The following is a 20576-nucleotide window of genomic DNA, read 5'->3' as shown; positions in this document are numbered from 1 at the left end:
GAAATGCGGGGGCGGGAACGCGGCGGCGGGAACGCGCGTTGTGTGGGGTAGTGGCCGACGGAGAAAGAGGGTGCCGCAGATGTCCACGAGCGGAAAGATCGCGGTTGCCGGTGTGGTGGCAGCCATCGTCCTGTTCTGGGCGGTCGGGTTCTGGGCCGGACTGCTGGTCCTGATCGGTGTTCCTGTGGCCGCCTACCTGCTGTTGGACTCCTCGCAGCGCCGTAGGCTGCGGGGCATATCCAGGAAGCAGATCGGCCGCTGACGGCGGCAGGGGGGCAACCATGAGCACGGCGAATACGGCGAATACGGCGAATACGGCGAATACGGCGGGCGCGGCGGGCGTGGCGCAGGTCGCGGCGGTCAGCAGCAACGGGGTCTATTCGTTCACCAAGCCCACACGCGAGAGCATCACGCTCCTCGAGGGGCTCGGGGTCGAGGGAGACGTTCACGCGGGGGTCACGGTCAAGCACCGTTCCCGCGTGGCCCAGGACCCCACGCAGCCGAACCTCCGGCAGGTGCACCTGATTCACCGGGAGCTCTTCGAGGAGGTGGCCGAGGCCGGCCACCGGGTCGAGCCGGGCCAGCTCGGGGAGAACGTCACCACCGAGGGCATAGACCTGCTCGCCCTGCCGACCGGCAGCTTGCTGCGCCTCGGTGCGGACGCGGTGGTCGAGGTGACCGGGCTGCGCAATCCGTGCCAGCAGATCGACACCTTCCAGCACGGGCTGCTCAAGCAGGTGGTGGGCCGGGACGACGAGGGCAACGTGCTCCGCAAGGCCGGAATCATGGGCGTGGTCCACCGGGGCGGCACCATCCACCCCGGCGACGCCATCGAGGTCACCCTCCCCCCGACCCCGCACATCCCCCTCGAGCGAGTCTGACCCACCGAGCCCACGGCCCGGCCGGGCCGCGTCAGGCCCGGCAAACGGGCGCCGGGTCTGTCAGCCGCTCTCGCAGCCGATCCACGCACGCAGGCGCTCGCTGAGCACCACGTCGTGGGGCAGCCGCTCCAGCTGGTGCGCAGGCACGTCCACCCCGTGCTGCCCGAGGACGCCGGCCAGATAGCCCCCGTGTCCGGCCGCCATCTGCTCCTGCGTCCTGCCGCCGAAGGGCTCGTCCGGCCCGACCACCGTCCGGGCCGTCTCCTCGATGTCCTCGGCGGAGGTCAGCGCGGGGATGCCGGACGGGCCCGAGCTGCTCCAGCCGCGATCGTCGAGCAACACCACACGGCGGCCGTCCGCGAGTTCGGCCTCCAGCCGCGCCGACACCGACAGCTGCTGTGAGCTCGTAGCGGCGACGTGCAGATCGGTGTAAGTGACCAAGCGGGTCACCACAGCCATGGCGCACTCCTGTCGGCTCGCCCAACGCCCGGCCCTGTTCGCGAGCTTCCCGTTGCGGCCTGCCGCACGTGCTCACGGAATCTCGGAGCCTACACTCGGCGCCCCGTCCCGCCCCGCGCGACTCAGTAGTAGTCGCGCATCAGCTCCGTCGCCCACTCCGGCTGGCGGTGCTCGCCGCGCGGGCCGAATTCCGTCATGTACGGCTTGAGGTCGAGCACCGGAGTGCCCGCGACCGCGTCCAGCCCTTCCACGTGCAGCTCCGGGCCGTCAGCCGCCAGCACGTCCACCTTCAGGACGCGACAGCGCGAGAGGCCCAGCCGGTTGGGGCGGTTCTTGCCGCGCTGGGCGAAGATGCCGACGAGCGGCCAGTCCGGATTGCCCCGGGGGCGCCGCGCCCCCGTCTCGATCTTGTCCTCCGGCACTCGGTCGAAGTGGAAGACCACCTCGACGTGCGAGAAGTCCTCCAGTCCGTACAGGGCCTGCGGACCGAACTGCTCCGGGTCCAGGCGGATCACCGCCGTCTCCCGCCCCCAGTCGTCGTCGACGACCGCCGCGCGGCCGCCCACCACCACGCCCACCGGGACCACTTCCACCGGATCCATCAGCACATCCTCCCCCTCGCACCCAGCTCAGACACTGCACACCGCACGCGCCTCGCCGGCGCACGGCACCCCATCCCATCCCATCCCAATCCAGCCCATCCCAATCCAGCCGAGCCAACCTCAACCCGACCAGCCCCACCCCGGCCCCGCTCAGGCCGGCCGCACCGCGACCCGGTCCAACGCCGCCAGCAGCTCCGACAGCTCCGGAAGTTCCCCGTGCGCCTCGTGCGGTACGGCCAGCACCTCGCTCGGCTCCTCGTCCAGCAGGACGAAGGCGGCCCCGCCGGTGCGGGCCACCAGCGACCACCCCGGCCCGTCGACGCGCAGCGTCCGCGCCTCGTCGCCCGCGAAGGACGACCGCACCCTGCCGGGCGGCGGCGGGCTCTGCGTGTACCCCAGGGCCTCCTCCAAGGCCCGCGCCAGCCCCGGGTGCGCGGCAGCGGCGGCCCCGCCGTCCGTGGCTACGCGTTCGCTCCAGTCGGCCCACTCCCGGGCTATCTGGTCGGCGCCCATCCGCCGCTGCACCGGACCCCAGGCCTCGGCCGACGGCGGGGCCAGCGGTACCCGCCCGGTGCCGTCCGCGCCCTGCTCGGGATCGTGCGGATCGGGGATCCCGTCGGTGGCCACCGCGAGCGCCAGCGGCCAGCCCGCCAGCGAGACCACGATGGACCGTTCGTCGGGGGACAGGTCGTACTCCATCCCGCAGTCCCACGAGGCGATGGCCATGGCCACGAGCGAGACGTCGTCGACCACGACCGTCCAGCGCGCGCCCTCCTCGTCCTGCCCCAGCACCAGGCCGTACCCGGCGGCCGCCGGCGCAACGCCGAGCAGCGAGCAGGCCTCGGGATAATCGTCACCCAGGATGCTCGGGAACTGCGCGGGGGTCAGCAGCACGGCGGTCAGCACGTACAGCGACCCGCCGTCCTCCTCTTCGGACACGTGGCCTCCCGGTCGTTCTCTCGTCGGCGCACCCTAACCAGCGAGTAACCACCGCGTCGAGAGCTGACGGGAAGCGATTTCCAAGCCCGCCACCTGCACGGAGGGCCGGCCGCCCGCCACGGAAACCGGCTCGCCGCCGACGACGGCGCGCCCAGGGGACGGCGGGACGCGTCGGCAGGGGCCACTCGCCCCGCCGCCGTCACCGGTCTGATCGTCCTGTGCCGACCGGCCGCGGGCCGCGGCGGGCAGTGCCGCGCCGGCCGGCCCCGGGCACGTGGCCGACGTAGGGCCTTCGTTGGTCAGGGGGTGCGGACCGCCAGTGCGAGGAACCGGGTGTCCTCGTCGGCGTACGAGGTCAGCTGCCAGCCCGAACCGGCCAGGAGCGGGCCGAGGTTGTGCTCGGCGCGCATGTCGTCCGGGGTCAGCTCGCGGCCGTGCCGCGCCGCGAGGGCCGCCCTGCCGATCGGGTGGAACAGCGCGAGCCCGCCGCCCGGGCGGACCACGCGGGCGAGCTCGCGCAAGTTGGCCCCGGGGTCGGGCAGATGGGCGACGAGGCCGGCGGCGAAGACGGCGTCCAGCGCTCCGTCGCGCAGCGGCAGCCGGGCCACGTCCGCCAGCAGCAGGGCGCCGTCCGCGTCCCGGCCGGCCTCGTGCGCGGCGGTCAGCATCTGCGGAGTGACGTCGGCGCCCAGCACCGTTCCCGACGGGCCGACGGCCGCGCGGAGCGCGGTCAGCGCCCGACCGGTGCCGCAGCCCGCGTCGAGCACCCGGTCCCCGGGACGCAGTCCGAACTCGCCCACGGCGGTGGCGAAGGCGGGCGCGTCCCCGGGGAACTTGCGGTCCCAGCCGGCCGCGCGCGCCCCGAAGAACTCCTGGACGTGGCCGCGGTCCCGCGACTGGTCCCGGGGCCGGTCCCGAGCCGGGTCCTGTGGCCGGTCCTGGGCGTGGTCCTGTGTGCGGTCTTCGCTCATGTGCCCATGATCCCTCACCGCGGCTCCGGCACATGCCTGCGGAACGTGTGCAAGGTGGTACGTGGCGTGATCGAAGATGAACGTATCTCTGTCATATTCCAGCAGTTCCAGTGGCTTTCGAAATGCTGCCCGTGTTCGCTCCCTCACCCGGACTAGCTTCCGTGGCCATGGGACACCTGGACCACGCCGCCTATGGCTGGCTTACCCCCGCGCTGTCATACGTGATGGCTTCGATCGGCGCCGCCCTCGGGCTGCGCTGCACCGTTCGCGCGCTCGCCGCGACGACCGGCGCCTCCCGCCGCAACTGGCTCCTCACGGCGGCCTCGGCCATCGGCACCGGGATCTGGACGATGCACTTCGTCGCCATGCTCGGATTCCACGTCACCGGGACCGAAATCCGCTACAACGTGCCGCTGACCATCCTCAGCCTCCTCGTCGCGATGATCGTCGTCGGCGCCGGAGTCTTCGCCGTCGGCTACGGGAAGGACCGCGGCCGGGCCCTCGTCCTCGGCGGCCTCACCACCGGCCTCGGCGTCGCCAGCATGCACTACCTCGGCATGGCCGCCCTGCGCCTGCACGGCTCGGTCTCCTACGCGCCGCTCACGGTCGGGCTCTCCGTCGCCATCGCGGTCGTCGCGGCCACGGCCGCACTGTGGGCGGCCCTCAACATCAAGTCCCCCGTGGCCGTCGCCGTCGCCTCGCTCGTCATGGGCGCCGCCGTCAGCAGCATGCACTACACCGGCATGCTCGCGGTCGCCGTCGAGGTCACCCCCACGGACGAGGCCCTGCCGGGCGTCACCGCCATGCAGTTCATCTTCCCGCTCGCCGTCGGCCTCGGCTCCTACCTCTTCATCACCTCCGCGTTCGTCGCCCTCTCGCCGACCGCCGACGAGCGGGAGGCCTCCGCGATGGCCTCCGCCGACCTGCGCCTGGGAGAGCGGGGTGCCACCGCCCCGACCGGCTAGGGCGCCTCCGCGACCCTGGCCGCCGCTGATGCCCGCCACCACGCCCCCGCCACCGCGCCCCCCCACCGCCACCGCCCCCGCGATCGTCACGTCCGTACGCACCGCCCGGAACGAGGAGCCCATGCGCAGACCCCGCAGAACACCGGAAGCAGCGGCGTCGCGGCCGCCCGCGCCCGCGCCGGCGGGTGGCGGCGGCAAGGGGCCGGGCCGCCGGGCACACGCCGGACCGCCCGCCGAGGAGCCGACGCAGCGCGCGGCCTCCGGCGTGCTCACGGCGATACCCGGCGCGGCCGGGGGCGGTGGCCGCGGTCCGCGCCTGCGGCTGCGCCCCGCCACCGTACGGGCGAAGATCGTCTCGCTGCTGATGGTGCCGGTGGTCTCCCTGCTCGCCCTCTGGGCCTTCGCGACCGTCGACGCGGCCCAGGACGTCGCCCGCCTCAGTCGCGCCCAGCGCGTCGACCGGGAACTGCGGGCCCCGGTCGAGACCGCCGTCACCGCCTTGCAGGCCGAACGGCGCACGGCCGTACGGCTGCTGGCCGACCCCACCAGCGGTCAGGCGGCCGCCGCCCAGGCCCCCGGCCAGGCCGCCGCACTGGACGAGCAGGCCCGCCGCACCGACGGAGCCGTACGCTCGCTGCGGCTCGGCGAGAGCAACACCGTGGCCGACTCCGGCGACTACCGCACCGAGATCGTCATCCGGCTGCGCGCCTTCGTCGCCGCCGCGGAGGGGCTGGGCCCGGCGCGCAAGGACGTCGCCGAGCACCGGGCGACCCCGGAAGCGGCCTACGAGACGTACACCCGGGTGATCGACGCGGCGCTGGAGGTCGGCGGCGCCCTCTCCGGAGGCGGCCAGGACGCCGAACTGGGCGTCGACGCCCGGGTCCTGCTGGAGTTCGCGCGGGCCGGGGAACAACTGTCGCGCGAGGACGCCCTGCTGACGGCCCCGGGGCCGCGCACCGCCGAAACGCTTCGCCGGCTGACCGGCGCCGTCGAGACCCGCCGGGCCCTGACCGCCTCCGCCGCCCGGGACCTGCCCGCCGCCCAGCAGGACGCCTGGCAGTCCGTGGCCAAGAGCGCCGCCTACGCCGACCTCACCGGGGCCGAGGACCGGGCGCTGGCCGCCGCGGCCGGTTCCGGATCCGGGCCCGCCGGCCCGCCCTCCGGCTGGGAGGCCGCGTACACCTCCGTCGCCGGCTCGATGCGGGAGATCACGGACGCCGCCCACGCGGCGTCCGCGGACCGCACCGACCCGTTCGGCGCGGGCGCGCTGAGTCCCGCCGGAGCCGCCGTCGTCCTGGGCCTGGCCGCCGTGGCCGCCTCGCTCGTCATCTCGGTCCGCATCGGCCGGGCCCTCGTCGTCGAGCTGGTCTCGCTGCGCAACACCGCGCTGGAGATCGCGCACCGCAAACTCCCGCAGGCCATGGACCGGTTGCGGGCCGGCCAGGACATCGACGTGTCCGCCGAAACCCCGCGGGGACCGGCCGCCGACGACGAGATCGCCCAGGTCGGCGAGGCCCTGGCCACGGTCCACCGGGCCGCGCTCAGCGCCGCCGTCGAACGCGCCGAACTGGCCAGCGGCGTGAGCGGGGTCTTCGTCAACCTCGCCCGGCGCAGCCAGGTCCTGGTGCACAAGCAGCTCACCCTGCTCGACTCGATGGAGCGGCGCGCCGACGACCCGAACGAACTCGGCGACCTCTTCCGCCTCGACCACCTCACCACCCGGATGCGGCGGCACGCGGAAAGCCTGATCATCCTCTCGGGCGCCGCCCCCGGGCGCGCCTGGCGGATGCCGATCCCGCTGACGAACGTCGTACGGGCCGCCGTCTCCGAGATCGAGGACTACCCGCGCGTCGAGGTCCGTCAGCTCGCCGAGGCCGCCGTCGTCGGCGGAGCCGTCGCCGACCTCACCCACCTGCTCGCCGAACTCATCGAGAACGCCACCCAGTTCTCCCCGCCCCACACCAAGGTCCGGGTCAGCGGGGAGCCCGTCGGCGCCGGCTACGTCCTGGAGGTCGAGGACCGGGGGCTCGGCATGGGCCGCGAATCCCTCCAGGAGGCCAACCGGCGCATCGAGCAGTCCGAGGCGCTCGACCTCTTCGACAGCGACCGGCTCGGGCTCTTCGTGGTCAGCCGCCTCTCGGCCCGCCACGGGGTGAAGGTGCACCTGCGCATGTCACCGTACGGCGGCACCACCGCGGTGGTGCTGCTCCCCAACTCCCTGCTCCAGGGCGCCCTCACGGCCGCCTCCCCGCAGCCCGAGGAGCAGGCACCCGCGGCCCCGGCTCCGCAGCCGGTCACCGAACCGGTCCGGGAGCGGCTGCGGGAGCCTTCCCAGGCCATCAGCGTCGTACGGGACGACGTGCGCGGGGTCCCGGTCCCGGACCGGAGCCCCGTACGGGAGGAGCCCCGGCCCTCCCCGGTGGCTCCGCTGAGGCCGCGCGGCTCCGCGGGCGCGGTTCCCCGTACGCCCGCCCCGGCGGTCGCGGCGGCTCCGGCGGCTCCCTCGGGCCCGGCCTCTTCGGGACCGGCCTCCTCGGGCCCGGCTGCCTCGGTCACCGAACTGCCGCGCCGGGTCCGGCAGGCGAGCCTCGTCCCGCAGCTGCGCGAAGCCCCCGCCCCCCAAGCCCCGGCCGGTGTCCGGGAGGCGGAGGCACCGCCCGGCCGCAGCCCCGAGCAGGCGCGCGAGCGGATGGCGGCGTACCGGGCGGGCTGGGTGCGGGGCACACAGGCGAGCGGCGAAGCCGGCGCGGACGGTCCGGGGCGTGCGGGGGGCACGGGGGGCGCGGGCGATACGGGCGGCGGCGGCACAGGCAGTACTGGCGAAGGCGAAGGAGCACGATGATGATCGAACATCAGAGGATCGACCTCGACGGCGTCCGCAGGTCGGGCGAACTCGACTGGCTCCTGGACGACCTCGTGGTCCGGGTGCGCGAGGTCCGGCACGCCGTGGTCCTGTCCAACGACGGCCTGGCGGTGGGCGCTTCCAGTGCGCTCAGCCGGGAGGACGCCGAGCACCTGGCGGCCGTGGCCTCGGGCTTCCACAGCCTGGCGAAGGGCGCGGGCCGGCACTTCCACGCCGGGGGCGTGCGCCAGACGATGGTGGAGATGGACGAGGGCTTCCTCTTCGTGGCCGCCGCCGGAGACGGCTCCTGCCTCGCCGTGCTCAGCGGGGCCGGCGCCGACATGGGGCTGATCGCCTACGAGATGGCCCGGCTGGTCAAGCGGGTCGGCGAGCACCTGTACACCCCGGCCCGGTTCGCGGCGCGGCCGCCGGCCGCCGGTTGAGGGCGGCGGCCTTGAGCACGAACGGCCGGTGGTACGACGCCGACGCGGGCCCCCTCGTCCGTCCGTACGCCATGACCGGCGGACGCACGAAGCCGGGACCCCACGGGGTCCGCTTCGACCTGATCGCGCTGGTCGTCGTGGACCCGGCGGGAACGGACGAGGCGGCCGAGTCGCTGCTGGGACCGGAACACCGCGCGCTGCTCGGCCTGTGCCGCGACGAGACCCAGTCGGTGGCCGAGCTCGCGGCGGACGCGGACCTGCCCGTGGGCGTGGTGCGCGTACTGCTGGGGGACCTGCTGGAGGCCGGGCACGTCAAGGTCAGCCGGCCGGTGCCGCCCGCACAGCTGCCGGACGAGCGGATTCTGCGTGAAGTCATCGAGGGATTGCGAGCGCTGTGATGGGACTGCACGACAACGGGCCGTCGCCGGCCGCCGAGGGCGGAGAGGAACTGGCGGCGCTCGCGCTGAAGATACTCGTGGCGGGCGGCTTCGGCGTCGGGAAGACGACCCTGGTCGGCTCGGTCAGCGAGATCCGGCCGCTGCGGACGGAGGAGCTGCTCAGCGAGGCCGGGGAGCTGGTCGACGACACGGGCGGCGTCGACCAGAAGACGACGACCACCGTGGCCATGGACTTCGGGCGGATCACGATCAGGTCGGGGCTGTCGCTCTACCTGTTCGGGACCCCGGGACAGGACCGGTTCTGGTTCCTGTGGGACGAGCTGTCGCAGGGTGCGCTGGGCGCGGTGGTCCTCGCCGACACGCGGCGGCTGGAGGACTGCTTCCCGGCGGTGGACTACTTCGAACACCGCAAGATCCCCTTCGTGGTGGCCGTCAACTGCTTCGCGAACGCGCGGCGGTACGCCTCGAACGAGGTCGCGCGGGCGCTGGACCTGGATCAGGGGACGCCGGTGGTGCTGTGCGACGCACGGGACAAGGACTCGGGGAAGGAAGTGCTGATCCGGCTGGTGGAGTACGCGGGACGGGTGCACACGGCGCGGTTGCTGGAGTCGGTGGAACCGCGGGCCGACTCGGTGTGAACCGGCCCGCGGCGAAGGGGCGGTGCGGGGGCGTGCGGGTCGTGCTTGGTCATGCGGGGTTGTGCGGGTGTTGCGGGGCGGGGCGGGAGGTGCGGTCAGTCGGCCACGCCGGCGGCCGAGATCACCTTGTCGATGCCGACCCGCACGAGGAGTTCGCCGGGGACGGCGTTGCGGCGGCCGAAGGCCTCGCCGTGCTCCTCTCCCATGTAGCGGGCGCCGATCCTGGTCGACCAGGGGAGCATCTCGTCCAGGTCCTCGCTGATCTGTGCCCGGCCCTGGAGGACGACGTAGGAGAAGGGCGGCCGGTCGTCGTCCACGCAGAGCGCTACGCGGCCGTCACGGGCCAGATTGCGCCCCTTGACGGTGTCCTTCCCGGTGTTGAACACGAAGGAATCGCCGTCGAGAACGAACCAGATGGGAGCGATGTGAGGGCTTCCGTCCTCACGGACCGTGGACAGTTTCCCGGTGCGGGTGGAGCGGGAGACGAACTCCCGCCATTCCTCTTGAGTCATCTTCTTCACCATGGGTCCATCCTCCTTGCCGGAAAGCCGCTGGTGGGGAAGGCTGGCGGCACGACTATGCGGGGTGGGGCGCGGCCGGTCCGGCCGCGTCGACGGGGAGGGACTGTATATGGCGCTGGACAAGCAGCTGGACTGGCTGCTGGACGACTTGACGCGGCGGGTGCAGCAGGTGCGGCACGCGGTGGTGCTGTCCAACGACGGCCTGGTGACGGGCGCGAGCGCGGGGCTGGCACGGGAGGACGCGGAGCACCTGGCGGCCGTCGCGGCGGGGCTGCAGAGCCTGGCGAAGGGCTCGGGGCGGCACTTCAGGGCCGGTGAGGTCCGTCAGACGATGGTCGAGTACGACGACGGGGTCCTCTTCGTCATGGCGGCGGGTGCGGGCAGCTGCCTGTGCGTGCTGAGCGCCTCCGAGGCCGACATCGGGCACGTGGCGTACGAGATGACGCTGCTGGTGAACCGGGTGGGCGAGCACCTGGGTGTCGCGGAGCGGCGGATCACCGGCGGCTGAGGCGGGCGGCGCAGTCCGCCCTTTCCGAGTTGTCCACAGGCTCTGCGCCGTGCCGTTGCTCTGAGTAACGTTCTTCACACACAGTAATCACTCTGGTGGGGAGAGCACGATGACCGCGATGATTTCGATGGCTGCGATGACCGCCATGGCCGGGATGCCACAGACGGTCCAGGCACCGCCGACGGCGATGGCGGCATCCGTGGTGGCGGGGTGTGAAGAGGCGGCCGGGCTGATGGGCGGCGGGCGGGCCGCAGGAGAACTGGGGCTGAGCCGCAGCGAGTTCGCCCGCGCCGTCCAGCTGGGCCTCGTACGGGCCGGGCCCCAAGGGGCCGCCGGGGCAGCGCGGTACACCCGGACCGAGCTCGACCGGGTCCGGTCGGCCGGGGGATTCCCGGACGTGCTGCGCGAGCGCGTGGAGACGGTCGCGGGAGCGGAGGCCGCGGCCGCCGTCCTGGGGGTCGGCCCGAGCCGGTTCACCCGGCTCGCACGCTGCGGGCACCTCACTCCGGTGGGATACCGGATCAACCGCTACCGGGCGGTGGTGTGGCTCTATCTGACCGCGGAGCTACGGGACTTCGCGGCCCGCGAGCCCGGAATGCTCCGCGGGAGCGCGCCGCCGGGGGACCGGGAGCTGATCGAGTTCAGGGCCGATCTGCGACCCCGGAAGTGGCGCGAGCGGCATGTCGGGCTCTTGCTGAGACGGACCGCCGACCCCTGGGAGCGGGCTGCCGTACTGGCCTCCGTGCTCCCCGAGGACGACGTGCGCAGGGCCGTGCCCGACGCGGCCGAGCGGATCCTGCTCGGGGTACTCGCCCCGCCCCCGCCCTACGGGCACCCGCAGGTCGCGGCAGCCGCCGAGGTGGCGGCCCGGCTGCTGAGAGCCGGGCCACCGGACGAGATCGGCTGGTACCGCACCAGCCTCGACTTCGCCCTGACCGGAGCGAGGGGTCAGTCGAAGTCGACGGGGGAGAGGGGGCCGACGTAGACCCAGGCCCCGTTCTCCCGGGCGAAGGAACTGTGCTCGTGCAGCGAGCCGGTGTGCCTGCCCTCGCGGTAGTGCGCCCGGAACTCCACCGCCCCCTCCGTCTCGAACATCCCGCCGCGCTCGGTGGCCAGGATCTCCAGCCGTTCCCAGCGCTGCCCGGGATCCAGGTCGAGCACGCCCGGCCGGGTCGACGGGTGCCAGGAGCGCAGGAGGTAGGCGGTGTCGCCGACGGCGAAGGCGCTGAAGCGGGAGCGCATCAGCAGTTCGGCGGTGGGCGCCTGCCGCTCGCCGGAGTGGAAGCGGCCGCAGCACTCCGGGTAGGCGGCGGGCAGGCCGCAGGGGCAGGGGAGGGCCGGAGCGGGAGCCGGGGTGGGCATGAAGGCACTCAGTTCTTCGGGGAGGGGAGGGACTACTACTGCGGGGACACGGCCGGCCTGGAGGCCTTGGCGCCGTAGGGACGGAAGAGCCCCTCCTGGACCACCGACACCAGCAGCCTGCCCTCGAGGTCGTAGATGCGGCCGCGGGCCAGGCCCCGGCCGCCGTGCGCGATGGGCGACTCCTGGTCGTACAGGAACCATTCGTCCGTCCGGAACGGCCGGTGGAACCACATGGCGTGGTCGAGCGAGGCCATGTCGAAACCGCGCATGCCCCACAGGGGTTCCACGGGGATGCGCACGGCGTCGAGGAGGGTCATGTCACTGGCGTAGGTGAGGGCGCAGGTGTGCACGAGCGGGTCGTCGCCCAGCGGGCCGACGGCGCGCATCCACACCGCGCTACGCGGATCGGCGCCCTTGAGATCCTCGGGGGTCCAGCGGAGCCGGTCCACGTAACGGATGTCGAAGGGCTGGCGGCGGGCCATCCGCTCCAGCGCCTCCGGCAGCGTGCCCAGGTGCTCGCGGATCTCGTCCACGACCTTCGGGAGCGTTTCCGGATGGGGGAAATGGCGAGGAGGCAGCTGGTGCTCGATGCTGCCCTCCTCCGGGTGATGGAAGGAGGCGGTCAGATTGAAGATGGTCTTGCCCTGCTGGACCGCGGTGACCCGGCGGGTGGTGAAGGAGCGCCCGTCGCGTACCCGCTCCACCTGGTACACGATCGGCACCCCGGGGATGCCGGGGCGCAGGAAGTACGAGTGGAGGGAGTGGACGGGCCGGTCGCTCTCGGTGGTGCGGCCGGCCGCCACCAGCGCCTGGCCGGCCACCTGGCCGCCGAAGACGCGCTGGAGGGACTCCTGGGGGCTTGCGCCCCGGAAGATGTTGACCTCGATCTGCTCCAGGTCGAGCAGATCGACCAGCCTCTCGGCGGGGTTCGTCATCAGAGGATCTCCACTGTCGGGCCCGGCGGCCGTGACGGCGCCGGTCGGTTGCGGGGCGGGTGTCCGCCCGGGCGGAGCCGGGAGGAGGTCAGAGCTGGCCGAGTTCGCCGACCGAGGTGACGCGCAGGACCGCACGGCCCTCCTCGTCGGAGGCGGCGAGGTCCACCTCGGCGCTGATGCCCCAGCCATGGTCCCCGTTGGGGTCGGCGAAGGTCTGCCGGACGCGCCACAGGCCGTGCGCCGGGTCCTCCTCGATCTGGAGCAGCTTGGGGCCGCGCGCGTCGGGGCCCGTGCCCAGATCGTCGTACTCGTCCCAGTAGCCGTCCATGGCATCGCCCCAGGCGTCGGCGTCCCAGCCGGAGTCGCCGTCCAGCTCGCCCAGCACGTTGACGTGGTCCAGGGCCGCCAGCTCCACGCGGCGGAACATGGCGTTGCGGACCAGGACGCGGAAGGCGCGGGCGTTCGCGGTGACCGGCTTGACCTGGTCGGCCTTCTCCTGGGCCTGCTCCGCCGTCTCCACCTCCGGGTTCGCCAGCTGCTCCCACTCGTCGAGCAGGCTGGAGTCGACCTGGCGGACCAGCTCGCCGAGCCACTCGATCAGGTCCTGGAGGTCCTCGGACTTGAGGTCGTCGGGGATGGTGTGGTCCAGAGCCTTGAAGGCGCTCGCCAGGTAGCGCAGCACGATGCCCTCGGTGCGCGCCAGTTCGTAGTACGAGGTGAACTCGGTGAAGGTCATCGCGCGTTCGTACATGTCGCGGATGATCGACTTCGGGGAGACGGGGTGGTCGCGGACCCACGGGTGGCTCTTGCTGTACACGTCGTAGGCGTGCAGGAGCAGCTCTTCGAGGGGCTTGGGATAGGTGATCTCCTGGAGCCGCTCCATCCGCTCCTCGTACTCGACCCCGTCGGCCTTCATCGCGCCCACGGCCATGCCGCGTTCCTTGTTCTGCTGGGCGGCGAGGATCTGGCGCGGGTCGTCCAGCGTGGACTCCACGACCGAGACCATGTCCAGCGCGTAGGAAGGCGACTCCGGGTCCAGCAGGTCGAAGGAGGCCAGCGCGAAGGTGGACAGCGGCTGGTTCAGGGCGAAGTCCTGCTGCAGGTCGACGGTCAGCCGGATCGTGCGGCCCTCGGCGTCCGGGGTGTCGAGCTTCTCGACGACACCGCCGTCCAGCAGGGAGCGGTAGATCGCGATGGCCCGGCGGATGTGGCGCAGCTGGGCCTTGCGCGGCTCGTGGTTGTCCTCGAGCAGGTGGCGCATCGCCTTGAAGGCGTCGCCGGGCCGGGCGATGACCGACAGGAGCATGATGTTGGTGACCTTGAAGCGCGAGGTCAGCGCCTCCGGGTCGGCGCCGATGAGCTTCTCGAAGGTGGTGTCCGACCAGGCCACGAAGCCCTCCGGGGCCTTCTTGCGGACCACCTTGCGGCGCTTCTTCGGGTCGTCGCCCGCCTTCGCCAGGGCCTTCTCGTTCTCGATGACGTGCTCGGGCGCCTGGGCCACCACATAGCCGGCGGTGTCGAAGCCGGCCCGGCCGGCCCGGCCGGCGATCTGGTGGAACTCCCGGGCGCGGAGCGTGCGGACCCGGGTGCCGTCGTACTTGGTCAGCGCCGTGAACAGCACCGTGCGGATCGGGACGTTGACGCCGACGCCGAGGGTGTCGGTGCCGCAGATGACCTTCAGCAGACCGGCCTGGGCCAGCTTCTCCACCAGACGGCGGTACTTGGGCAGCATGCCCGCGTGGTGCACGCCGATGCCGTGCCGGACGTAGCGCGAGAGGTTCTGGCCGAACTTGGTGGTGAAGCGGAAGTTGCCGATCAGCTCGGCGATCTTGTCCTTCTCCTCGCGGGTGCACATGTTGATGCTCATCAGCGACTGCGCCCGCTCGACCGCCTGGGCCTGGGTGAAGTGCACGATGTAGACCGGCGCCTGCCGGGTCTCCAGCAGCTCGGTGATGGTGTCGGTGATCGGCGTCGTGACGTACTCGTACGACAGCGGGACGGGACGGGTCACCGAGCGGACCACCGAGGTGGGCCGGCCGGTGCGCCGGGTCAGGTCCTCCTCGAACCGCTTCATGTCGCCGAGCGTCGCCGACATCAGGATGAACTGCGCCTGCGGAAGCTCCAGGATCGGGATCTGCCAGGCCCAGCCGCGGTCCGGCTCCGCGTAGAAGTGGAACTCGTCCATCACGACCTGGCCGATGTCGGCGTACTTGCCGTCGCGCAGGGCGATCGAGGCCAGCACCTCGGCGGTGCAGCAGATCACCGGGGCGTCCGAGTTCACCGAGGCGTCGCCGGTCAGCATGCCGACGTTCTCGGTGCCGAAGAGCTTGCACAGGTCGAAGAACTTCTCCGACACCAGCGCCTTGATCGGCGCGGTGTAGAAGGTGACCTTGTCCTGGGCCAGGGCGGTGAAGTGCGCGCCCGCCGCCACCAGGCTCTTGCCGGAGCCGGTCGGGGTGGACAGGATCACGTTCGCGCCCGAGACGACCTCGATCAGCGCTTCTTCCTGAGCCGGGTACAGGGTGATGCCCTGGTCCTCCGCCCACGAGGAGAAAGCCTCGAAGAGGGCGTCGGGGTCGGCGTTCGGCGGGAGCTGATCGATGAGGGTCACACCCCCCATCTTGCCTGGCTTCCCCCCGGATCAGGGAACCGGCGGACAGAAGGAAGATCATCGGCGGTACGCTGTGCCGTCGATGCGGCCCGAACGACACCGTCAACAGGGCCCGACCAGCACACCACCGGGGCGGGGAACGACCATGATGGGTCCGGCGCACTCACTGTCCGGGGCAGCGGCCTGGCTGGGGGTGGGCGCCGCGGCGGCCGCCTCGGGACACTCGATGCCCTGGCCCGTCCTCGTCGTCGGCGCGCTCATCTGCGCCGGAGCCGCCCTCGCCCCCGACCTGGACCACAAGTCGGCGACGATCTCCCGCGCCTTCGGTCCACTCTCCCGGGGCCTGTGCGAGGTGGTCGACAAGATCTCCTACGGGGTCTACAAAGCCACCCGGGCCCCGCGCGACGCCCGCCGCAGCGGAGGCCACCGCACCCTCACCCACACCTGGGTCTGGGCCGTCCTGATCGGCGCCGGCTCCTCCGCGCTCGCCGTCACCGCGGACCGCTGGGGCGTGCTCGCCCTCCTCTTCATCCACCTGGTCCTCGCCGTCGAAGGCCTGCTGTGGAAGGCAGCCCGCATGTCCAGCGACGTCCTGGTCTGGCTGCTCGGCGCGACCAGCGCATGGATACTGGCCGGCGTCCTCGACCAGCCCGGCAACGGCTCCGACTGGCTCTTCACCGCCCCCGGCCAGGAATACCTGTGGCTCGGCATCCCCATCGTGCTCGGCGCCCTGGTCCACGACATCGGCGACGCCCTGACCGTCTCCGGCTGCCCGATCCTGTGGCCCCTGCCCATCGGGGGCAAGCGCTGGTACCCGATCGGCCCGCCGAAGATGATGCGCTTCCGCGCCGGAAGCTGGGTGGAGCTCAAGGTCCTCATGCCCGTGTTCATGCTGCTGGGCGGAGTCGGCGGGGCCTCGGCCCTCGGCTTCTTCTAGGCCCTGGCGGTTCCTCTCGCGTATACCGCCCGTAGCCTGCGGGGATGGTTGCCCTACACGAGCTGTGGCCGATCGCGCCGTCCTCGGAGACCGACTGGCTGACCGAACTGTGCGGGGACGGGCTCACCGGTTTCGAACCGCCCCGCAGGCCGGACGCGGCCTGGGTGCTGAACGCGATGTACGAGCACACCGGCGGCATCCTGGGCATCTCCCACCACGAGGCGCGTCAGGCGGCTCTCGCGGCCGGCGGCATCGAACCTCACCGGATCGGTGACATCGACCTGGAAGCGGGGGTCACCACGGGCGGCGGCCTGGGACGTGCGGAGCACCCTGGGCCGCGGTACCGACGCCTGCGCTGGGCGGAGCTGTCCGCCCGGTGCGGGGACCCCGTGGTCCCGGAAGGGAAGTATCCGTCGCTGCGCTGCTTCCCCTCGATGAAGAAGGACGGGAGCTGGCCCGTCGGCATCCGGCCGCCCACCGAGGGCAGCCTTGACCGGCCGACCTGGGACCGGCTGGTCGGCCTGCTCACCGCGCACGGCCCCGGGGGCCCGGACACTCGGTGCCTGGCCTACTACAACCCGCTGACGACCGGCGACTACGACTTCGACAGCCTCCGCGTCCGGGCGGGTCGGCTCGGGGACGCGTACGCCCTCTACGGCAATCCGGAGGCGGACTTCAGCCCCGCCAACCTGTGGGCAGAGGACCGCTCCTGGATCGTGTACACCGACTACGACCTCTGGGCTACCAAGGTCTGCGGCCCCCGCACGCTCGTCGACGCGCTCCTCGCCGACCCCGAGATCGAGGCCGTCCGCCTGCCCTGGACCACCTAGACGCGTCCAGGGGCGGGCGGGGTGGCGCGGATCAGCCGTGCCAGGAGCGCCACAGGGCGGCGTACGCGCCGTCGGCCTCGACCAGGGCGTCGTGCGAGCCGAGCTCGGTGATGCGGCCGGCCTCGACCACCGCGATCACGTCCGCGTCGTGCGCGGTGTGCAGCCGGTGCGCGATCGCGATCACCGTGCGGCCGTCCAGCACCCGGGCCAGCGAGCGCTCCAAGTGCCGGGCCGCGCGCGGGTCCAGCAGCGAAGTGGCCTCGTCCAGTACGAGCGTGTGCGGATCGGCCAGCACCAGTCGGGCCAGCGCGATCTGCTGGGCCTGGGCCGGGGTCAGCGCCGCTGCCCCCGAGCCGACCTCGGTGTCCAGGCCGGCGTCCAGCGCCCGCGCCCAGTCCTGCGCGTCGACGGCGCCGAGCGCCGCCCACAGCTCGGCGTCACCGGCCTGCGTGCGCGCCAGCCTCAGGTTGTCCCGCAGGGAACCCACGAACACGTGGTGCTCCTGGTTCACCAGGGCCACGTGCTCGCGCACCCGCTCCGCCGGCATCTGTGACAGCCGCGCCCCGCCGAGGGTGATCTCACCGGTCCGCGGCGCGTAGATGCCCGCCAGGAGCCGGCCCAGCGTGGACTTGCCGGCGCCCGAAGGCCCGACCAGGGCCATCCGGGTGCCCGGCGGCACCGACATCGACACCTGGTGCAGTACGTCGACGCCCTCGCGGTACCCGAAGTGCACCTGTTCCGCCTGGACGTCCCTGCCGTCAGGGGAGACGCCCGCGTCGCCCGCATCAGGCTGGATCTCCCGCACGCCCACCAGCCGGGCCAGCGAGACCTGCGCGACCTGCAGTTCGTCGTACCAGCGCAGGATCAGGCCGATCGGATCGACCATCATCTGCGCGAGCAGGGCGCCCGTGGTCAGCTGCCCCACCGACATCCAGCCCTGGATCACGCAGTACCCGCCGATCATCAGCACCGAGCCGAGGATCGTCACGTAGGTGACGTTGACGACGGGGAAGAGGACCGTCCGCAGGAACAGCGTGTACCGCTCCCACGCCGTCCACTCCTTGATCCGCCGCTCCGAGAGCTCGATCCGGCGCCCGCCGAGACGGTGCGCCTCGATGGTGCGGCCCGCGTCCACCGTCTCGGTCAGCACGGCGGCGACCGCCGCGTACCCGGCCGCCTCGGAACGATAGGCCCGGGGCGCCCGCTTGAAGTACCAGCGGCAGCCGACCACCAGCACCGGCAGCGCCACCAGAGCGGCCAGCGCGAGCGGCGGCGCGGTCACGGCGAGCGCCCCGTAGAGCAGCCCCGCCCAGACCACGCCGATGGCCAGCTGCGGCACGGCCTCGCGCATCGCGTTGGCCAGCCGGTCGATGTCGGTGGTGATCCGCGACAGCAGGTCACCGGTTCCCGCGCGCTCCAGCACGCCCGGCGGCAGGCCCACCGACCGCACGAGGAAGTCCTCGCGCAGATCGGCCAGCATCTCCTCGCCGAGCATCGCCCCGCGCAGCCGGACCAGCCGCACGAACACGGTCTGGACGCCGAGCGCCAGGGCGAACAGGAGCCCCACCCGGCCCAGATGGAGTTCGCGGGCTCCTTCCGAGAGCCGGTCCACGACCTGGCCCAGCAGGTACGGGCCGACCATGGAGGCGATCACCGCGACGGTGTTGACGCCCACCAGGATCAGGAAGGCCCGCCGGTGGCGGCGGAACAGGCCGCGCACGTAGCCCCGTACGGTCGCGGAGCTGCCCACGGGCAGGGTCGCGGCCGTTTCCGGGGCGGCCGGATCGTACGGTGGCGGCGCCACGCCGATCATGCGGATTCCTCGATCTCTGTCAGTACGGATTCCAGCTGGGGGAGCCGCTGTTCTTCTTCGGCCCGCTGTTCTTCCTCGGTCTGGCGGGTTACGACCGCCCGGTAGCGCGGGTCGCCGTGGAGCAGCTCGCGGTGCGTGCCGCTCGCCGCCGCCTTGCCCTCGTGGATCAGGACGACCCGGTCGGCGCGGTCCAGCAGCAGTGGCGAGGAAGCCAGCACCACCGTCGTGCGCCCGGCGCGCAGGGCCGAGATCCCGTCCGCGATCCGGGCCTCGGTGTGCGAGTCGACCGCGGAGGTCGGCTCGTCCAGCACCAGCACCTCGGGATCGGTCACCAGGGACCGCGCGAGTGCCAGCCGCTGGCGCTGCCCACCGGACAGCGAGCGGCCGCGCTCGGTGATCCGGGCGTCCATCGGGTCGTCCACCCCGTCCGGGGCGGACTGCAGCAGGGCGTCCAGCACGTCCGCGCACTGGGCCGCCGCGAGCGCCGCCGACGCTTCGACCGCCCCGGACGCCGGTACGTCGAACAGCGCGCGCAGCGTCCCGGACAGCAGGACCGGATCCTTGTCCTGTACGAGGACCAGCGTGCGCGCGGTGTCGAGCGCGAGCTCGTCCAGCGCGACCCCGCCCAGCAGGACGGAGGGCCCGGCCGCGGCGTCCATCGGGTGCCCGCCCAGGCGCTCCGCGAGGCGGCCCGCCAGGTCGGGGTCCCCGCACACCACGGCGGTGAACCGGGCCGCGGGGACGAGCAGTCCGGTCTCGGGGTCGTACAGGTCGGCGCCGGGGGCCGGGGTACGCGGAACCTGGGCGGCGACCACCGGCTGCGCGCGGGCGACCGGCTCCGCGCCGGCCTCCGCCTTCGCGTCGGTCCGTGTCAGCGACAGCACCCGCGCCGCCCGCTTGGCGGAGGGGCGCGAGAAGGAGTACGCCATCGCGATCTCCTCGAAGTGCCGCAGCGGGTAGAGCATGGTGGCCACCGCGCTGAAGGCGGCGACGAGTTCGCCGACGTCCAGCCGGCCGTCCAGCACGAGCGCGGCCCCGTACCAGACCACCGTGACCAGCAGCGCGCCCGGCAGCAGCACCTGGATCGCGGAGATCAGGGCCCACATCCGGGCACTGTGCACCGCCGCTTCGCGGACCTGCTGCGAGGCCTCGCGGTAGCGGCCGAGGAAGAGTTCCTCGCCGCCGATGCCGCGCAGGACGCGCAGCCCCGCCACGGTGTCCGAGGCCAGCTCGGTGGCCCGGCCCGCCTTTTCCCGCTGGACGTCGGCGCGTCGGGTGGCGCGCGGCAGCAGCGGCAGGACGGCCAGGGCGAGCACCGGTATGCCGATGGCGACGACCACGCCGATCGTGGGCGCGTAGAAGAGCAGGACGACGCAGCCGATGACCAGGGTCAGGGCGGCGGCCAGGAAGCGGGAGACCGCCTCGACGAACCAGCCGATCTTCTCCACGTCGCCCGTGGACACGGCCACCACCTCGCCCGCCGCGACCCGCCGGGTCAGGGCGGAACCCAGCTCGGCGGTCTTGCGGGCGAGCAGCTGCTGGACCCGCGCGGCGGCGGTGATCCAGTTGGTGACGGCCGTGCGGTGCAGCATCGCGTCGCCGAGCGAGATCGCGACGCCGAGCAGCGCGATCAGACCGCCGACCCACAGCAGTCGGGCGCCGTCGCCGTCCACGACCGCGTCGATGCCCATGCCCACGGTGTACGGCAGGCCCGCGATGCCGCCGAAGTGGAGCAGCCCCCAGCACAGGCTTTTGGCCTGTCCGCCGAGTTGGCCCCGACCCAGCCACCAGAGGAAGCGGGGGCCGGAGCGAGCGTCGGGTACCCCTGGGTCCGGATACGGAAGATCGCTGATCTGCATGACGCCCCATGACTGGTCGAGTGTTCCAAACCGTGCAAGGTTCGCGTTCCGGACCGGTCCGG

Annotated in this window: 21 protein-coding genes; 11 read left to right on the top strand and 10 right to left on the bottom strand. The window is 72.8% G+C overall.

The genetic code is table 11. The features are described 5' to 3' along the window. Positions 1 to 79 precede the first annotated feature (79 nt). Both AC3IYI_RS04865 and AC3IYI_RS04860 read left to right on the top strand, forming a co-directional pair. Positions 80 to 262 carry a hypothetical protein gene (locus AC3IYI_RS04865; protein ID WP_266875995.1) on the top strand — a complete coding sequence of 61 codons (183 nt, stop codon included), beginning with the start codon at positions 80 to 82 and terminating at the stop codon, positions 260 to 262. 19 nt (positions 263 to 281) lie between these two features. Then, positions 282 to 881 carry an MOSC domain-containing protein gene (locus tag AC3IYI_RS04860; RefSeq protein ID WP_489409026.1) on the top strand — a complete coding sequence of 200 codons (600 nt, stop codon included), beginning with the start codon at positions 282 to 284 and terminating at the stop codon, positions 879 to 881. 60 nt (positions 882 to 941) lie between these two features. Here the strand turns inward: AC3IYI_RS04860 and AC3IYI_RS04855 are convergent, their stop codons facing one another. The 4 genes from AC3IYI_RS04855 to AC3IYI_RS04840 form a co-directional block, all read right to left on the bottom strand. After that, a complete protein-coding gene (locus AC3IYI_RS04855) occupies positions 942 to 1340 on the bottom strand; it encodes a hypothetical protein (RefSeq protein ID WP_489409025.1) in 399 nt (132 codons plus the stop codon). A gap of 122 nt (positions 1341 to 1462) precedes the next feature. After that, complete coding sequence (locus AC3IYI_RS04850) at positions 1463 to 1942, bottom strand: SAM-dependent methyltransferase (RefSeq protein ID WP_489409024.1); 480 nt, start codon at positions 1940 to 1942, stop codon at positions 1463 to 1465. Positions 1943 to 2092: 150 nt separating this feature from the next. Further along, entirely contained in the window at positions 2093 to 2881 is a 789-nt protein-coding gene (locus AC3IYI_RS04845) for a hypothetical protein (protein ID WP_489409023.1), read from the bottom strand. Between the two features lie 299 nt (positions 2882 to 3180). Further along, entirely contained in the window at positions 3181 to 3852 is a 672-nt protein-coding gene (locus AC3IYI_RS04840) for a class I SAM-dependent methyltransferase (RefSeq protein ID WP_489409022.1), read from the bottom strand. 167 nt (positions 3853 to 4019) lie between these two features. On the opposite strand from AC3IYI_RS04840, the gene AC3IYI_RS04835 reads away from it, so the two are divergent. The 5 genes from AC3IYI_RS04835 to AC3IYI_RS04815 all read left to right on the top strand — a co-directional run bounded on the left by AC3IYI_RS04835 (position 4020) and on the right by AC3IYI_RS04815 (position 9138). Then, positions 4020 to 4817, top strand: a complete 798-nt coding sequence (locus AC3IYI_RS04835) for an MHYT domain-containing protein (RefSeq protein ID WP_489409021.1) — start codon at positions 4020 to 4022, stop codon at positions 4815 to 4817. Between the two features lie 121 nt (positions 4818 to 4938). Continuing rightward, positions 4939 to 7659 (top strand): sensor histidine kinase, encoded by a 2721-nt coding sequence (locus AC3IYI_RS04830; RefSeq protein WP_489409020.1) that lies wholly within the window; start codon positions 4939 to 4941, stop codon positions 7657 to 7659. Next, positions 7659 to 8102: a roadblock/LC7 domain-containing protein gene (locus AC3IYI_RS04825; protein ID WP_243340590.1), complete on the top strand. Its 444-nt coding sequence runs from the start codon at positions 7659 to 7661 to the stop codon at positions 8100 to 8102. Before AC3IYI_RS04830 ends, AC3IYI_RS04825 begins: the two co-directional genes overlap by 1 nt. 71 nt (positions 8103 to 8173) lie before the next feature. Further along, positions 8174 to 8500: a DUF742 domain-containing protein gene (locus AC3IYI_RS04820; protein ID WP_254381858.1), complete on the top strand. Its 327-nt coding sequence runs from the start codon at positions 8174 to 8176 to the stop codon at positions 8498 to 8500. Beyond that, positions 8500 to 9138 (top strand): GTP-binding protein, encoded by a 639-nt coding sequence (locus tag AC3IYI_RS04815; protein WP_489411887.1) that lies wholly within the window; start codon positions 8500 to 8502, stop codon positions 9136 to 9138. The genes AC3IYI_RS04820 and AC3IYI_RS04815 overlap by 1 nt, the downstream gene beginning before the upstream one ends. A 95-nt stretch (positions 9139 to 9233) precedes the next feature. Here the strand turns inward: AC3IYI_RS04815 and AC3IYI_RS04810 are convergent, their stop codons facing one another. Continuing rightward, positions 9234 to 9662 (bottom strand): PPOX class F420-dependent oxidoreductase, encoded by a 429-nt coding sequence (locus AC3IYI_RS04810; RefSeq protein ID WP_489409019.1) that lies wholly within the window; start codon positions 9660 to 9662, stop codon positions 9234 to 9236. A 106-nt stretch (positions 9663 to 9768) separates the two neighbouring features. Between AC3IYI_RS04810 and AC3IYI_RS04805 the strand changes: the two genes are divergently transcribed. Together AC3IYI_RS04805 and AC3IYI_RS04800 are read left to right on the top strand one after the other, a co-directional pair. Further along, entirely contained in the window at positions 9769 to 10167 is a 399-nt protein-coding gene (locus AC3IYI_RS04805) for a roadblock/LC7 domain-containing protein (protein WP_243340556.1), read from the top strand. 109 nt (positions 10168 to 10276) lie between these two features. Then, positions 10277 to 11152 carry a DUF6397 family protein gene (locus AC3IYI_RS04800; RefSeq protein WP_489409018.1) on the top strand — a complete coding sequence of 292 codons (876 nt, stop codon included), beginning with the start codon at positions 10277 to 10279 and terminating at the stop codon, positions 11150 to 11152. Here the strand turns inward: AC3IYI_RS04800 and AC3IYI_RS04795 are convergent. The 3 genes from AC3IYI_RS04795 to AC3IYI_RS04785 all read right to left on the bottom strand — a co-directional run bounded on the left by AC3IYI_RS04795 (position 11116) and on the right by AC3IYI_RS04785 (position 15075). After that, on the bottom strand, positions 11116 to 11529 hold the full coding sequence (locus tag AC3IYI_RS04795) for a YchJ family protein (RefSeq protein WP_489409017.1): 414 nt from the start codon (positions 11527 to 11529) through the stop codon (positions 11116 to 11118). The genes AC3IYI_RS04800 and AC3IYI_RS04795 overlap by 37 nt on opposite strands. A gap of 35 nt (positions 11530 to 11564) precedes the next feature. Next, a complete protein-coding gene (locus AC3IYI_RS04790; protein ID WP_489409016.1) occupies positions 11565 to 12464 on the bottom strand; it encodes an acyl-CoA thioesterase in 900 nt (299 codons plus the stop codon). Between the two features lie 88 nt (positions 12465 to 12552). Further along, positions 12553 to 15075 carry a DEAD/DEAH box helicase gene (locus AC3IYI_RS04785; protein WP_489409015.1) on the bottom strand — a complete coding sequence of 841 codons (2523 nt, stop codon included), beginning with the start codon at positions 15073 to 15075 and terminating at the stop codon, positions 12553 to 12555. Positions 15076 to 15220: 145 nt separating this feature from the next. On the opposite strand from AC3IYI_RS04785, the gene AC3IYI_RS04780 reads away from it, so the two are divergent. Together AC3IYI_RS04780 and AC3IYI_RS04775 are read left to right on the top strand one after the other, a co-directional pair. Further along, positions 15221 to 16012 carry a metal-dependent hydrolase gene (locus AC3IYI_RS04780; RefSeq protein ID WP_489409014.1) on the top strand — a complete coding sequence of 264 codons (792 nt, stop codon included), beginning with the start codon at positions 15221 to 15223 and terminating at the stop codon, positions 16010 to 16012. A 44-nt stretch (positions 16013 to 16056) separates the two neighbouring features. Continuing rightward, the gene (locus AC3IYI_RS04775) at positions 16057 to 16842 is read left to right on the top strand and encodes a hypothetical protein (RefSeq protein ID WP_489409013.1); all 786 of its coding nucleotides are present in this window, start codon (positions 16057 to 16059) and stop codon (positions 16840 to 16842) included. A 31-nt stretch (positions 16843 to 16873) separates the two neighbouring features. On the opposite strand, the gene AC3IYI_RS04770 is transcribed toward AC3IYI_RS04775, so the two are convergent. Then, positions 16874 to 18655, bottom strand: coding sequence for an ABC transporter ATP-binding protein (locus tag AC3IYI_RS04770; protein WP_489409012.1), 1782 nt, complete (start codon positions 18653 to 18655; stop codon positions 16874 to 16876). Then, positions 18652 to 20514, bottom strand: a complete 1863-nt coding sequence (locus tag AC3IYI_RS04765; protein ID WP_489409011.1) for an ABC transporter transmembrane domain-containing protein — start codon at positions 20512 to 20514, stop codon at positions 18652 to 18654. The genes AC3IYI_RS04770 and AC3IYI_RS04765 overlap by 4 nt, the downstream gene beginning before the upstream one ends. Between the last annotated feature and the right edge of the window lie 62 nt (positions 20515 to 20576).

The sequence above is a fragment of the Streptomyces sp. GL_148 genome (genome assembly GCF_057834205.1).
The sequence above is the reverse complement of the archived record's forward strand: the minus strand, read 5'-3'. Positions and strand labels throughout refer to the sequence as shown.